We start from the raw sequence: 15380 nt of genomic DNA on the forward strand, positions 1-15380 counted from the left end.
ATGAAAAAATTATTACCAACATCAACAGCTGGCAGCTTACCAAAACCAGCTTGGCTTGCTGAGCCTGAAACCTTATGGTCACCTTGGAAATTGCAAGGTACAGAACTTATCGACGGCAAACAAGACGCGCTGCGTGTTGCCTTACAAGAGCAACAACAAGCTGGTGTTGATATCGTGAGCGACGGCGAGCAAACCCGCCAGCACTTTGTAACGACCTTTATCGAACACTTAAATGGCGTTGATTTTGAAAACCGTAAAACAGTGACCATTCGTAATCGCTACGAAGCCAGTGTACCAAGTGTGATTGGCCCGGTATCACGCAGCAAACCCGTGTTTGTTGAAGACGCCAAGTTTTTACGTTCGCAGACCAAGCAACCTATAAAGTGGGCGTTGCCAGGGCCAATGACCATGATTGACACCTTGTATGACGCCCACTATCAAAGCCGTGAACAACTAGCGTGGGAATTTGCCAAAATCCTCAATCAAGAGGCGAAAGAACTCGAAGCTGCGGGTGTTGATATTATTCAATTTGATGAGCCTGCGTTTAATGTGTTTTTCGATGATGTTAATAACTGGGGCATTAAGTGCCTCGAAAGAGCAATCGAAGGCTTAGAGTGCGAAACTGCTGTGCACATTTGCTACGGCTATGGCATCAAAGCCAACACTGATTGGAAACAAACACTGGGCAATGAATGGCGTCAATACGAAGAAGTATTTCCAAAACTTCAAAAGTCGAATATCGATATTATTTCACTTGAGTGCCACAACTCTCGCGTGCCCATTGAGCTATTAGCACTCATTCGCGGCAAAAAAGTGATGGTTGGCGCCATTGATGTAGCAAGCAATGAAATTGAAACCCCTGATGAAGTGGCACAGACATTACGAGAAGCCCTGAAATATGTTGATGCCGACAAGCTTTACCCATGTACAAACTGCGGTATGGCTCCCCTCCCTCGCCAGATAGCAAGCGCCAAACTCAGTGCATTGAGTAAAGGCGCAGAGATTGTTAGGGGGGAGGTTTTAGGGGCTAGGGGCTAGGATTTAGGCTCTAGGATTTAGGCTCTAGGCTCTAGGAGTAGTTAGCGAGTAACTAGGGGAAAGTTACGAGGATCGAGATGCGAGGAGCGAGGTGCGCTACCTCACCCCTTGTCGCCATAAATAGCGACTTACATTGTAGGAGGGGCTTCAGTCCGTCAGATTTTATATTTGGTATGGACCTGATTGTGTAGCAGCCATTTTACATCGCGTTTATGGTTGTTTAATTGCGAGGGTAAGTTAGCGAATTTTTAGGAGAAAGTTGCGAGGTGCGCGTCTATCTCAACCCTTATCGCCATAAATGATGACCCACCTTGTAGGTCGGGCTTTAGCCCGTCAGTTTTTAAATTTAGTCTGAACCTGATTGTGTAGCAGTGATTTCACATCGCGTTTTACCTCGCCCATCGTATCTCGTATCTCGCCTCTCGTATCTCGCCTCTCGTATTTCGTATTTCGTTTCTCGTTTCTCGTTTCTCGTTTCTCGTAAAAATTTATCAATGCCACAGCATAAAGCCGCTGCTATAACGTAGTTGTGAAACGTGTATCGCGCATCCTATCCTCTATCAAATAACTACTGCCCACCCCCTAATACTATTAAATCAACCCATTCAGAAAGAGTTAATCCAAAAGATGCAAAATTGGATTGGCTAAATTATTTATTTTTTGCTAGTTTTATTTGTACCCAATGGAAGGGCAAAGATTAAAGGATTAATATGAACGAATTTGATATTTTCATCAGAAATATTGTCTTAGATTGCATTCGCGAACAAGGCACCTGCAGTGATATTTTCGAAGAAGACGAACAGTTAACTTTTTATGTTGATATTGAAAACCACGATAACGTGATATCGCGCAAACAGTTTAAAGTGACTTATCCTATTAGCTACTCTATTCAATCGGCACTCAAACATGAAACTGATCTGCTTAGATATTTAGACTCTGGTGAAATCAGAACCCCCTTTACAACTGATATTATCGAAGTACTTAAATCTGAGTTACAAGCCTTTATGTTTAGCAACAAACCGCATGGTGAATACCATATTTGCTAACCCATTAAGTAAACTAGCCATTTGATAACACCCTAAACAATGGTATCACTTCACACTTGGTGCCATCTATTTTTGGTTATTACTAAGATTTGAGTTCGATCGCTCTATTTAGAGCCTACTTTTGAATTTTAAATGGAATATTAATTTACAAAAAATCATTTATTAAGTGAGACAGTACACTCACCTGAGCTTACCTTTATTTACCAATAGAATTTTAACAATACAAAACAGTACCTTAAAGAAAAACAATTTTATAAGCCCCCTTAATACTTAGATTGGTGGCAAATAAAAAATCATAAATAAAATATTCTTGATTTTAACAGGGTTTGTACTATTTTAACTTAAGCAACATACTAAAGTGTTGCAATATAGCCACTCGAGAATGCAACTAAAGAATTAGCCATAATAGGCCAAACTTTCTTTTATAACCTGTAAATGCCGTGCAGTAACGAGTCTCATTACAATAATAACGATTGAAAGGTGCAACATGAAAGCTCTACGCTTATCTAAAATGACCATTGCAATTCATTCAGCAATGTTTTTGACTGCAAGTATGTCATTGCCAACCTTTTCACAAGAGGTGAAAAAGGACTTACCCACAACTAAGGTTTCTGAGAAAAAAGTAAATGATGAAGAAATCGAAGTGATTCAAGTAACCGGTATTCGTTCTTCTTTACGTGAAAACTTAAATAATAAACGCTACTCTGATGTAATTGTTGATTCGATTAATACGGAAGATATCGCCAAAAACCCTGATAAAAACATGGCAGAAGCGCTGCAACGTGTTGCAGGGGTTCAAATTGAGCGGCAATTTGGTGAAGGCTCTAAAGTATCTATTCGCGGCACATCACCCGAGCTTACAAACACATTAGTTAATGGCCAATCAGCCAAGTCTGCATCCTACTTACCTGGGCAATCAGAAAGTAATGCCTTTGACTTTTCAAATATTCCTGCAGAACGTGTTTCTAAAATTGAAGTTCATAAGTCAGCCCGCGCTGATCTTGATGCAGGCGGTATTGGCGGCACAGTAATCTTACATACTAAAAAACCTTTAGAGCAAGAAGATGGTTATGGCTACTTTAATGTTGAATCTGAATATAATGACTCTTCTGAGAAATACTCACCACAAATTTCAACAGCTTATAACTTTGTCTCTGAGAGCAAAAAGTTTGGCGCTTCTATTAGCGTTAGCCATCAACAACGTAATGCCTTTCGTACTGGCTTTGAATCCGATGGTATTGCGGGCAATGAGGGAGCTATTAGTACAGGCTTTTCACAAACAGATGCAATAGAGTGCCCAACAGAAGCGTGTAACAGTAACGACATTAACTTACGCCATATGAATGGACATGGATTAATTATTACTCGCCACATGGCAATGAACGGTTATACGTATGGTGATTTAGAGGCTGTAGCCAATAGTGGGCCCTATTGGCCAACTGATGATCCTAATAATTCAGGCGTATGGAACAACAGTACACAAAACTGGGGGCAGCCTAATGAAGTTATAGATCCAACCTATATCGACCCTGTTTGGGGACTTTTTTGGGGAAGCAGAAGAGAAGCTGGGCTTGGGCAAACACCGGGTAGAACACTGGGTAATATGGTCTATGCACCCGCTTTCTCAACCGACGAAAGTCGTCTTGATACAACACTTAACTTTCAGTGGGCACCAATTGATAACTTAAGTTTAAATCTTGAGATCAACCAAAATAAATCAGACCGAGACAATAAAAACGACAACTTATATGCTCAGCCACATCGTATAGTGCAACTGTTGTATAGTAACGAAGTACCTGGCATCGACCCCAGATTAGTAATGGATCCTGAACGCGATATTGTATTATCTGCCACTTACCCCGTTGATGGCACTAACTTAGTCCGTGGGGCTGGTATGGTCTGGGATGGTAACAACTATTACGATGGCGATATTCGCTGGGGGGAAATGATCCGTCGAGACTCCAACGATAGGAGTGGCACTGAAACAGAACAAAATCGCTACCATCTTACTGTCGATTTTGAGCACGATGATTTCGTGATGAAATTTCAGGCAGGTCACACAGAAGCAGAAAGTACCGTGCTCGATAGAGGCACCACACTTGCTAGTCGCTATGGAGACTTTGAAACCCTTTATTCAGGTGACGACGCATCTTTAAAAATTCCAACCTATGAAGGGGTCAATTTAGGTTATGGTTACAATCCTGATACCGGCAAAGTATATTGGGGACTTGAAGCTGATCCATCGCTTACAGGACAAGCACTAATTGATGCACAGCAGCGCGCGAAAAACTTTTTACTTGCTCCTACTAACGAGTTTTACCTACTAACGGGCGGTTTAAATAACTCAGAACGCGACCGTAAAAACACAGAGGACTTTTTGCAAGGTGATATCACCTGGTCTTTCGAGAATGACTTTTATATTGATAGCATCAAGTTTGGTGCTAAATATCGCGACATAGAGCGTACGCAGCGCTACTATACTGAGGGAGCACGGTTTCATGGCTATGCTAATGAATCTAGTGATTTTCCGCTGATTCTCGCAGAGCAAATTGTAGGTGGCACAGTATCTGGCTTAGATTCAGCAGGTCATGATATTCCCACTGAATATTTTGATATTGACCAAGCTAAGCGAGATTCACTGCTAAATGATCATTTCTTATTACTCAACTCCGAAGGCACACCTAATGAAGGCGCCTGTGTTGAAGCCATTGCAAACTCAGCTAACCCTGAAAACTATTATGGTTGTCGCTCAGGGTTAACTGAGTCAGTTGGCTCAGCTTATACCGTTTCAGAAGAGTTGCTCGCCTATTATGCAATGGCCAACTTTAGTGGTGAAAAATTTAGAGGTAATGTAGGTATTCGCGTAGTAGACACACAGCGTGAGTCTGTTGGCAATGAAGTCGCGAAAGATGAAAATGGCTTACTCCTTACATACCCAACCGATGAAACAGATCCAAACTATATCGCTGCTCTTGCAGGCTTCAATCAATACTCGCCATTAGTACAAAAAAGTAGTACTAAGGATTACTTACCAAGTTTTAATATTGCGTATGACTTAGCTGACGATATTGTACTTAGAGCTGCGGCGTCAAAAAATATTTCGCACCCGAGTCTCACTCAATTAAGAAGTAACTTTAGCTTAGTAACTGAACGATATAGATTTTACACCGATGGTCGACAGCAAGATCTCACACCTGCTGGAGAAGCCGAACGATTACCAATGGACTCGCAACGCCGAGGATCGGTAGGTAATCCAAACTTAGGCTCATACTCATCAGTCAACTCTGAGATAGGTGTAGAATGGTACTTTGCTGAATCGTCAATTTTTGCCATTACTGCGTTTCAAAAAGATATTAAAGATATGGTGCGTTCAACATCTCAAGTTCAAGATTTAACTTATCTCGGTGATGAAGGTCAAACAGATGATAACGGCTATACTATTAACGGCGACTACGTCGTAAGCTCTTACTTCAATACGGGTGAGCAAAAAGTTAAAGGCCTTGAACTGCAACTACAACATGATTTTGGGAATGGTTTTGGCGGTTTAATTAACTACACCTACACAGATGTACCTGATCAAAAGTTTAATACTTCTACGTTCTCTTATGAAATAGCTGATATGAGCGATATTGAGACGCATCAAAGTGATCCATCACAACGTGAGTACTTTGAAGTAACTGGTTTTAATACCAAAACAGTCAGCCAAACAGAACCTATGTTCGGGCAATCAAAAGACACACTTAATGCATCTATCTATTTTGAGAACGATACTTTCTCGGCTCGCTTGTCATATAACTATCGTAGTGAATTTGCCAATGCTAGCTTTACAGATGGTATTCGCTACACAGATGCACGCCAGCAACTTGATTTTAAAGCAACTTATCAAATCTTAGACAATTTAGTTGCAAGCTTTGCAGTAACAAACTTAACTAATGAGAATGTTGTTCAATACATTAAAACATCGCAAATTGTTAATGATCCGGTCATTAATAAAATGAAGTGGATTGATGAGATTGGCGATGATGGCGTTGCAACCGGTAACCGAGTCGTTGCACAAGATGAGAATGGTAACAACATTGTTGAATCTTCTGTAACAGGAGAAGAAGCATTTGCCATTTTATCTCAAGCAAGCGGAATTCCTGTTGAGGAGCTAAAACCTTACTACGAAAACCACCTAGACAAAATCTATGTGAACGAGTGGACAAACGGCCGACGCTATTACTTAGGCCTTAACTGGACCTTCTAAACTAGCAACCTATCAGTGGCACGATAAATATCGTGCCACTTACTTATATAATTAAGTCTAATTTGTTTCTATATACTCAACCCTATCTTTTCCGTTATTCTTCGCTCGATACATAGCCTTATCGGCCAGATCATAAAGCTGTGGTACTTCAATTTTCATCTCTGCTTTACTAAAAACAACCCCAATACTTGCCGTCACTTTAATGGCGTGTCCTTGTGTTAAACATGCTGTAGAACTCAGGCGATGCTGAAGTTTTTCTGCACTTTTGAGTATCGAGCGCGCTTGTTTTCCAAACACAATAATTGCAAACTCCTCCCCGCCGACACGTGAAATAATATCTGTTTCACGATTGAAGACCTGCTTAAGAACTTTAGCAACGTGAATCAGGCAATCATCGCCAACGGTATGACTATAGTTGTCATTGATACTCTTAAAGTTATCTATATCAAATAAAATCAATCCAAACTTTTGTTTATTTAGTTTCTATCGCTCAATGCACATTCTATACGACGGTTAAATTCTCTTCGGTTATATAGTCCAGTTAACGCATCTGTTATTGAGAGGACTTCGAGCTTAACAAGGGCGGCTTCGAGTTTTAATTTGTTATTTAAATGATCAAAATATTCCTGATGACTATTTTTAGCAGTAATAACTAAGTAGGGCGTATAGAGTAAAAGTGCGAGTGCTGCCACATCTAAAGAGGGGTGAAACATTAATATTGTTGCTGAGGTAGGCAATAAGCATAACAAACTGCAGAATAATGCTCTTTTAAGCTGAGGGCTATATTGGTGAACAATAGCCGTTGAGAAATTAATTGTACTGACTAACCCAAATATAAACGCACTACTTAGCCCTAATTGGTAAGTTGTCCAACTAAAAAACGAAGACCATGTAACTACACAAAAAAACACTAATATCCAGTGTTTTTTAATTGCGTTATCTAATGAGGCTTGAGTATTTTCAGGTGGACGAGAAACTAACCGTGCGATCGCCAGAACTAACAACAAGACGGTAGCTACAATAAAAGGTAAAGGTAACGAAGTATGAAAGTCAGCTAAAAAACCAGTTATAACAGTTGAAAAGGTATAAAAAACAGGGCCAATCTTAGATCGAGAAAACAAATCTTGACATAAATATTGATAGGCTTGCTGTTTACTATCAAGAGACTTAGTAACAAACGAATCGCTCAAAAAAACACCCTATAACTTTATATTGTCGATAGAACGACTGCTATGCGATTAAAGATTCATCCACTTTACCACTTAAAAGCAAGTCTGTAGCATTAAAAGATTATATTTATTAATAAATAATTATAGACAGTTAATACAAAAAAAGGATTGCCAAATACATTGTGTTTAGTACTGCTTGGTAAACTAGAAATCGAAGTTGCGTTATCAGACCTTAAACGGCAACCACCACTTCAATTAAGTGCAACAACTACATTCCCCTAAAGGCTTTAGGTAAGTACTTGAAAAACTGTAAACTTAGTGAGTAGAACAAACCTATAGAAAAGATGACTAAAGCGAATAATACATTCAACTTCTCACCGATTCTGAAATAAATAATCTGCAATATGACAATAGTCATAATTCTGTCATCTAACTGATCGATAATTGACGCTAATTTAATCACCTAACCTAATGAAGAAGTAATGGACAGTGCCTTGGTGCAACTTTCGTTTGCACTCCCCTCTAGTGAAGACCCTTTATGTGCTGCACTTGCGCATACAATGGAATATGAACAATTGCATTTTGCAGCTAATGAGCAAAAGCGTGTTTTATTTTGTTGTGTGCTGCCAGATGATGCCCATGAAGGTGACGTGATCTCTATCAGTGCAACGCGCCCTGATGCACGCGAATCGGCGTATTTTACTGCACACACTTTAACGCAACACGATCTAGAGCAGCACGTTATTATGCTTACCTTAGAAAACGTTACTCACAGTGGTGAATTTGTATTGCAGTTAATGCTACACGGCATGCATGCAACACTTAAAGACAGCGCCCAGTTTGATGTCAGCATTGCAGCGAGCACATCACCAGAACTGATACCTTCTGAGCAAGCTAAAAACCAGGGCTTACGCCATTACATTAGTAATATTGGCGCAAGCTTTTTAGCCTTTTTCTAGGGCCTAGTCAGCAAAGCTAATTTTACCCATGGTAATATCGGGGATCCCTTGCTCGGTATTACCAAAGCGTTGTTGCCCGCCCGACAGACATTCGTTCGCTAAAATAGCAAATAACACGGCTTCTTTTGCATCTGGATTAATCCCCAACGAATCGGTATCTTTTATCTCAGAAAGCGCTGGGCAATTAGCTAAAATAGTGTCCATTAATAATGGGTTATGAACCCCACCACCACTGGCGTATACAGCCACATCGGTCAAACCTTCGCTGCATTGGTTAATTGCTTTAGCAATCATTGCTCCTGAAAACTGCACTAAGGTTGCCATCACATCAAAGTGCGATAAGTTCTGCGTATTCGAGCGTGCTTGTGCTGCAGCTAAATACTCTAGATTAAACACTTCTGGCCCCGTGGTTTTAGGAAACCCTAAAGCAAAAAATGCATCATCACACAGCGCTGCGAGCAAATCTTCACTTACCGTGCCTTTTGCTGCAATAGCGGCATCTTTATCATAATGAAGTGGTGTAAAATAACGCTGCACATAAGCATCCATAATGGTATTGCCGGGGCCTATATCAGAGCTAAAAACTGCTCGTGCATCTGCCGATTTAGGTAAGTAGGTTAAGTTTGCAATGCCGCCCATATTAAGCAAAATACGGTTTTCGCTGGTGCTTGTGAAATACAAGTAGTCACCATATACAGCAAGCGGCGCACCTTCACCACCCGCTGCAATGTGCTTTTGTCTAAAATCAGCTATGGTTGTAATACCTGCAGTCACCGCTAAATGATCGCTGTCACCAATTTGTAGTGTTGCATTGCCATATTCTGCACGCTTGTGTTGGTTTTTAGGGCAGTGATAAATAGTTTGTCCGTGACTGGCAATCACATCAATAAGTTCTTTTGCTACTCCCCAGCTGGCTAACGTTTTGGCAACCATTTCACCATGTAATTGACCAATCCAAGGATTGAGTAAAGTGACTTCTTCAAGGTCACATTCGCGTTTGGCGAACACTCGCTTTACACGCGTTTTATAATCATCGTCGTAGTCAACCGTTGTAAACTTTATTACTTCGACATGCGTGTTCATGCCCTGCCCTGATACTTCGCATAGCGCAATATCTAGACCATCTAACGAGGTGCCACTCATTAGACCAATTATTAATTTTTTTTCTTTTTTTGCGCTTAAATACAGTTTTTCAATATGTTGATGCATAAATAAATCACTTAAAATCAGCTTATTAGATGTAAATAAGCGGGTTAACGACTTGGAATAGTTTATATTTTAAAATAATAGATTTAAAGAATAATTATTGCAAAGACTTTTAAATTGCTTTAAAACTGTACCGGTGAGCTCCCCAAAAGGAGAGCACACAAGCATCATAACAAAAAGTATGACTCATTAAATTAACTAAATGGTCTAGATCAGACACCAACCTGCGTTGATTTAAATGATAAAACGCAAGGGAATCATCATGAAAGCAAATACATCAACAGCGCATCGCTCGCTATTGCTGCTATCACCTTTAGCTCTCGCTGTAAGTTCAGTAATTAGTTATGCACACGCAGAGCAAAGCACTGAAGCAAAAAAACCTGAAGTGATCACCGTAACAGGTTCACGTATTCAACGTACTGAGCTGGTCTCAAGTAGTCCTGTAGTGAGCGTTGATGAAGCACAAATTCACCTAGACCGTGCAGTCAACGTTGAAGATATTACCGCAAAACTGCCACAAGCTGCGGCGGGTGCAAACAGCACAGGTGCCACAGTCGGTGACTCATTTGGCTCATCAACGATTGATTTACGCGGCCTAGGTCAAAACCGCACATTGGTTCTTATCGACGGTACTCGCGCGGTACCATTTAGTTTTCGTAACTCGGTTGACGTGAATACTATTCCTGCCGGGTTAATTAAACGCGTTGATGTATTAACAGGTGGTGCAGCAGCGGTTTACGGCGCCGATGCGGTAGCCGGTGTTGTTAACTTTGTTTTAGACGATGATTTTACTGGCGCTGAATTCTCAACCAGTTACGAAAGTGCCGACGGTGGTAACGAAAAGCTTAACTTTGAAGCAATTTTTGGTGGTGACATCGCCGACGGTCGCGGCCATGTAACAGGCTATATTGGTTACACCGAACGAAAAGAGTTGTTAGCTGGCGAGCGTGACTATGCGCTTGAAAACTCAACGGCAATGATCAACAGCGGTGGTTATTATACTGATGTTGCCTCTGGCAACAGCATAGGTATTGCTGACTCAGGAGCTGTAACAAGTGAGCGTCAAACATCTGATTTCACAGCTGACCGTTATTTAACTCAACCGATGGACCGTTTTTCTACGGGCTTATTATTTGACGTTGATGTAAGCGACAGTGCCATTGCCTATGGCCGCGCAATGTATTCTAAAGTGACCGTAAATGGTGCGGGTGCCAGTGGCCAAACACCCATTTTTGTTAACGAACAAGTGACCCTCACGCAAGACAACGCGTATATTCCTGATGAACTACGTGACCAACTCACGTTTGATAGCGAAGGTAATGCCCTTGTTAATGTTGAACGTAACCTAGGTTTAGGCGTGCAACACACCGAAGCGGTGCGTGATTCAATGCAATTTCAACTGGGCTTAAAAGGTGATTTAACTGACTACTTACGTTATGACGTATATGGTCAGTATGGCAAAACGGACGAAGTAGCCACCATATACAACAACGCATACCGTAATGATAACAGCGGTAATAGTCGTTTTTCTGCCCTTGCAAATTCAGTGGATATTTTTGATCCAAACCATGATTTCAGCGACTTTAGCGATCCGCTGCTTTATACCACTCGCGACCGTACACAAAGTGTGATCTCAGCAACACTATCAGGTGACTCTGGATTCTTATTTGAATTACCAGCCGGCGCTATCGATTTTGCAATCGGTTATGAATACCGTAAAGAAACCGGTAAACAAACACCGGGCGATGCATTTAGAAACGGCACCAGCTTTGCGTCTATCAGCGCATTTGATATGGATGCAAGCTTTAGCTCTGAAGAGTTCTACGCTGAAATTTTAGTGCCTATCTTTGTTGATAAACCGTTTGCTGAAGAGCTTAGCTTTGAAGGTGCCTACCGTATTTCTGATTACTCAAATACCGAAGCAGAAGACACTTACAAACTAGGTATCAACTGGGCAATAAACAGCGACATTCGTATTCGCGCCAACCGCTTAACCGCGTTTAGAGCACCTAACTTAGGTGAGTTTGCCAGCCCAATCACAGCGCTCTCGTTATCGTTATTTGACCAAAATAGCGACCAGTTTGTGCCACGACTAGCAGGGCGTTATAACGGCGATCCATGCTTACTTGGCACCGGTGATGCCACTCAATGTGCTGCGTTTGGTGCGCCGCCTGTTGGCACCGAATTCGATTCAAGTACCGCAGAGTACACCTATGGTGGTAACCCGAACATTAAGCCTGAGCAAGCCGAATCAGATACATTAGGCATTGTTTATACACCTAGCTATTTAGAAGGCTATGATTTATCACTCGATTACTACAGTATTCGTGTTACAGATGCGGTAAGCCAAATTCAGCCAGGTGCGGCACTACAAAGCTGTTATGTTGATGACCCGAACCCGAACAACCCATTGTGTGGTGCGGTACTTCGCGATCCAAACACGGGCTTTATTAGCACAGCCATCGTTAATGACTTTAACTTAGCTGCAATTGAGCAAGAAGGTATCGACGTTGCAGCAAATTATGTGATTGATGCACCTGAGCAAATGGGTGGTCGTTTTAGATTCTCGTACCAAGGTAACTTTGTTACTAAACAAACGCGTCAAAACAACAGCACAGTGCCTGAAGTTGACTGTAAGGGAACTTACGGCAGCGCCTGTTCGGGTGACTTTGCGAGCATTTTACAAGCTGACTACAAACATCGCGCAAGCATTGATTGGCAGTTAGATAACATGAACTTCCAACTTGGCTGGCGCAGAATAGGTGAAGTAGAGTATGCTGTCGACCGTTCAGAAACAATTCCAGCACAAAATTATTTAGACTTTGCTGCTGCATGGCAAGTTAACGAGGAACTTGCTGTTAACTTTGGTGTCGATAACTTATTAGACCGTGAACCACCAACACCTGAGGTAGGCGCAAACCACTTTAACACCGTGAGTGATTACAGTGTGATTGGCCGTTCAGTCGGTGTTTCACTGAGATATGCCCCAAGCTTCTAATTAATCCTACTGTTTTAGCTACACAGGATTGATCCCCTCAAGCGCACCCTGCCCGGTGCGCTTTTTTATTTTAGAAAGTACGAATATATCCAGAATAAATAGGGACAGCGCATAGATTGTTGTTTAAGATATAAGCAGTAAAACTGCAAGGAAGGTGTTATGCTCAAATCAATAAAGTCAAAAATTCCATTTATTTTCCTAATCAGTATTAGTCTTTTTTGGGGCATTTATTATCAGGGAAAGCATCCACTAAATGACTTTGGCAAAGCAAATTTTGAATGGTTATACCTGCTTGATGCACTGATAGTATTACCTGTACTTTGCTTAATATTAATTAAAAATAAGAAAGAAGCGGCTTTTAAAGCATTGATGATGTGCTCACTCGCTATTTTAGTGGGGAGTTACATTATTCCCGAACAAAACAAATTTTTAATGAATTACTTAGAGCAAGGTCGTTACGGGCTTTTAGCTTTGATTGTAATTTTAGAGCTAAGTGCTCTCATTACTGTGTACCTGGCAATAAAATCCGCTTTAAGCCAGCAGACAGATCCTGATATAGCTATCGAACGGCCAATTAACAAGCTTTTCAAACAAAGTGCTATTGCAAACTTTTTATGTTTCGAAACACGGATGTGGGCTTTCTTTTTTTACGCTAAACACATTAAACCTAGTTATTTCACTGGTGAACAGCATTTTAGTTATCATAATAAAGACGGTGCACAAGCTAACTTACTTGGCTTTATTTTTATTATCTTATTAGAACTGCCCATGATGCACTTCTTCATACACTTTGTGTGGTCATCAACAGCAGCAAACATAATCACTGGTTTAACTATATTTAGCCTTTTATTCTTCATTGCAGAATACCGAGCAGTTGCAAAGCGCCCTGTTTCTATTAGTAAATCGCAACTCATTATTCGCTATGGGCTCTATCCTGCTTACAATATTGCTTTAAAAAATATCAAATCCATTGATTTAAATACCGACTTTATTGCACGCGCTCGTTCAATCAAACGTTACAACTACTCTGGCTACCCGAATATTAAAATTAAGCTCAATGAACCTATGGGTGATATTAACACTGTTTTCCTGGGGCTAGATGACCCTCATCAGTTTATAAACGCAATGAACAAGGAACAAAAACATGCCATTTAACGAACAAGAACGCAGCGCGCTTTTAGCACTCAAGGGTGTCGGACCAACGGTTATAAAACGGTTCGAAGAAGTTGGGATTGAATCGTTTGAAGACTTAGCTGGGTTTGATGCCAACACTATTGCTGAGCGAGTAGCGTCGATGCTGCATTCAAATTGCTGGAAGAATAGTCCGCAAGCAAAAGCGGCTATCACCGCTGCTATTACGCGAGCAAAGCAAGGCTAAAGCTCAATCACTTCGATTGCCCCGCGCTTTTGCATGGTGACATACACTTTGTTTTGAGTTTCGTTGAAAGCCAAATTCGTTGGATGCTGGCCTTTTAATTGATAGCTATTTAAAAGCTTGCCGGTAGGCGAGACTTCAAGTACCTTCCCTGAGCCATAACGAGTAATAAACACATGCCCTTGATTATTAACGCGCATGCCGTCTAGGCCATGATCAGCAAATTTAATCAAAACTTTTTTATTACTAATGTTTAAGTTGTCATCTAAGTCGTATTGCCAAACGATTCGTTGCACACTTTCGTTCACATAGAGCTTGGTATTGTCGTTATTAACCGCTACTCCATTGGTAGTCCCCATGTTTTTTTCGAGTAAATGGGTGCTGCCATCCGCATTAATACGCCATAGCTGACCCGTTTCGTTCGCCCAGTTAGGGTCACTTGCAAACAGCGCCCCACTTTTGGTGATAGCAATGTCATTGGGTTGATTCATCTTGCTATTATGGGCGAACACTTCTGCTTTATTGCTGCCAGCAGGTACTTTTAAAATATTGTGGTTAACGTAATCGGCAATAAATAAATTACCTAGTGAGTCAAACTGTAAGCCATTACCAACGCTGTCATTCGGTAACCGCACAAACAACGATGTTTTGCCCATGTTATCTACGCGGCCAATCGTTCCTTGCTGGGCATAGTTCACCGCGTATAGGGCACCGTTATACATGGTTGGCCCTTCAATGCCTTGCGTGAACACGTTATCTTTAACAAAGTCTTGGCTATCAATAGCAAAACCTAACGGTGAGCTTAAAAGTAATATCATTGCCAGTGGCTTAGGTAATTTCATGGGCCTGCCTTTTACTCATCTAAACTCGTGTATACCGCTAAAATGGGGTATTCATTTTCACCAAAAGATAAAGTCAGTGAGCGCTTTTCACCATCATCTAACTTGATACCTTCATCAAAAGCTAACGGGTGTAAGCGACGCCCATCGGCAAATAAAGCCATAATATGGTCTGCTTGTAAGATACGCGATCCTGATGCTTTGTTTTCAACAGTTACCACAGCTAATCGTCGGCCGCTTTCACTGCTCATCGAAACACTGTGAACAATACTAAACTCACTTTGCTTTGGATAACGTCTTGCGTCGTTTTCAAACGCAAATACGTTTCCTGGTGTGATAGGATCAACCGATAAAACACTTGTATTAGCATGCGCACCCCTTGCCATAAAACCCGCAACAAGCGTAAAAGCTATAAGAGAAATACCTTTCATATCAATTTGTTTCGCCATTTGAATATTTTTCCAGCATACACCTTTACACTATACCGTGCAAAATGGATTGTCG

11 protein-coding genes and 1 pseudogene are annotated in these 15380 nt (G+C 41.1%); 7 read left to right on the forward strand and 5 right to left on the reverse strand.

The genetic code is table 11. From position 1 onward, the window contains the following. From ISP07_RS16090 to ISP07_RS16100, 3 genes are all read left to right on the forward strand, one after another. Positions 1 to 1038 carry a methionine synthase gene (locus ISP07_RS16090; RefSeq protein ID WP_209328215.1) on the forward strand — a complete coding sequence of 346 codons (1038 nt, stop codon included), beginning with the start codon at positions 1 to 3 and terminating at the stop codon, positions 1036 to 1038. A 710-nt stretch (positions 1039 to 1748) separates the two neighbouring features. Beyond that, positions 1749 to 2084, forward strand: coding sequence for a hypothetical protein (locus ISP07_RS16095; RefSeq protein WP_209328216.1), 336 nt, complete (start codon positions 1749 to 1751; stop codon positions 2082 to 2084). Positions 2085 to 2571: 487 nt separating this feature from the next. Continuing rightward, on the forward strand, positions 2572 to 6330 hold the full coding sequence (locus tag ISP07_RS16100) for a TonB-dependent receptor (protein WP_209328217.1): 3759 nt from the start codon (positions 2572 to 2574) through the stop codon (positions 6328 to 6330). Positions 6331 to 6387: 57 nt separating this feature from the next. On the opposite strand, the pseudogene ISP07_RS16105 reads toward ISP07_RS16100, so the two are convergent. Together ISP07_RS16105 and ISP07_RS16110 are read right to left on the reverse strand one after the other, a co-directional pair. Further along, positions 6388 to 6795 (reverse strand): annotated as a pseudogene (locus tag ISP07_RS16105) (GGDEF domain-containing protein); the annotation flags it as partial. An 11-nt stretch (positions 6796 to 6806) separates the two neighbouring features. Next, positions 6807 to 7520, reverse strand: a complete 714-nt coding sequence (locus ISP07_RS16110) for a GGDEF domain-containing protein (RefSeq protein WP_209328219.1) — start codon at positions 7518 to 7520, stop codon at positions 6807 to 6809. A gap of 461 nt (positions 7521 to 7981) precedes the next feature. Between ISP07_RS16110 and ISP07_RS16115 the strand changes: the two genes are divergently transcribed. Then, a complete protein-coding gene (locus ISP07_RS16115; protein WP_209328220.1) occupies positions 7982 to 8458 on the forward strand; it encodes a hypothetical protein in 477 nt (158 codons plus the stop codon). Between the two features lie 3 nt (positions 8459 to 8461). On the opposite strand, the gene ISP07_RS16120 is transcribed toward ISP07_RS16115, so the two are convergent. Next, complete coding sequence (locus ISP07_RS16120; protein ID WP_209328221.1) at positions 8462 to 9667, reverse strand: anhydro-N-acetylmuramic acid kinase; 1206 nt, start codon at positions 9665 to 9667, stop codon at positions 8462 to 8464. A 259-nt stretch (positions 9668 to 9926) separates the two neighbouring features. Between ISP07_RS16120 and ISP07_RS16125 the strand changes: the two genes are divergently transcribed. The 3 genes from ISP07_RS16125 to ISP07_RS16135 all read left to right on the forward strand — a co-directional run bounded on the left by ISP07_RS16125 (position 9927) and on the right by ISP07_RS16135 (position 14040). After that, complete coding sequence (locus ISP07_RS16125; protein ID WP_209328222.1) at positions 9927 to 12662, forward strand: TonB-dependent receptor domain-containing protein; 2736 nt, start codon at positions 9927 to 9929, stop codon at positions 12660 to 12662. Between the two features lie 159 nt (positions 12663 to 12821). Further along, positions 12822 to 13817 (forward strand): hypothetical protein, encoded by a 996-nt coding sequence (locus ISP07_RS16130; protein ID WP_054553473.1) that lies wholly within the window; start codon positions 12822 to 12824, stop codon positions 13815 to 13817. Beyond that, positions 13807 to 14040 carry a helix-hairpin-helix domain-containing protein gene (locus ISP07_RS16135; RefSeq protein ID WP_054553472.1) on the forward strand — a complete coding sequence of 78 codons (234 nt, stop codon included), beginning with the start codon at positions 13807 to 13809 and terminating at the stop codon, positions 14038 to 14040. The genes ISP07_RS16130 and ISP07_RS16135 overlap by 11 nt, the downstream gene beginning before the upstream one ends. Here ISP07_RS16135 and ISP07_RS16140 read toward each other — a convergent pair. Together ISP07_RS16140 and ISP07_RS16145 are read right to left on the reverse strand one after the other, a co-directional pair. Next, complete coding sequence (locus ISP07_RS16140; protein ID WP_209328223.1) at positions 14037 to 14879, reverse strand: SMP-30/gluconolactonase/LRE family protein; 843 nt, start codon at positions 14877 to 14879, stop codon at positions 14037 to 14039. The two genes, ISP07_RS16135 and ISP07_RS16140, sit on opposite strands and share 4 nt — an antisense overlap. A gap of 11 nt (positions 14880 to 14890) precedes the next feature. Next, complete coding sequence (locus ISP07_RS16145; protein WP_166338349.1) at positions 14891 to 15325, reverse strand: hypothetical protein; 435 nt, start codon at positions 15323 to 15325, stop codon at positions 14891 to 14893. Between the last annotated feature and the right edge of the window lie 55 nt (positions 15326 to 15380).

Source organism: Pseudoalteromonas sp. PA2MD11 (assembly GCF_017808125.1).
Lineage (GTDB): Bacteria > Pseudomonadota > Gammaproteobacteria > Enterobacterales > Alteromonadaceae > Pseudoalteromonas > Pseudoalteromonas simplex.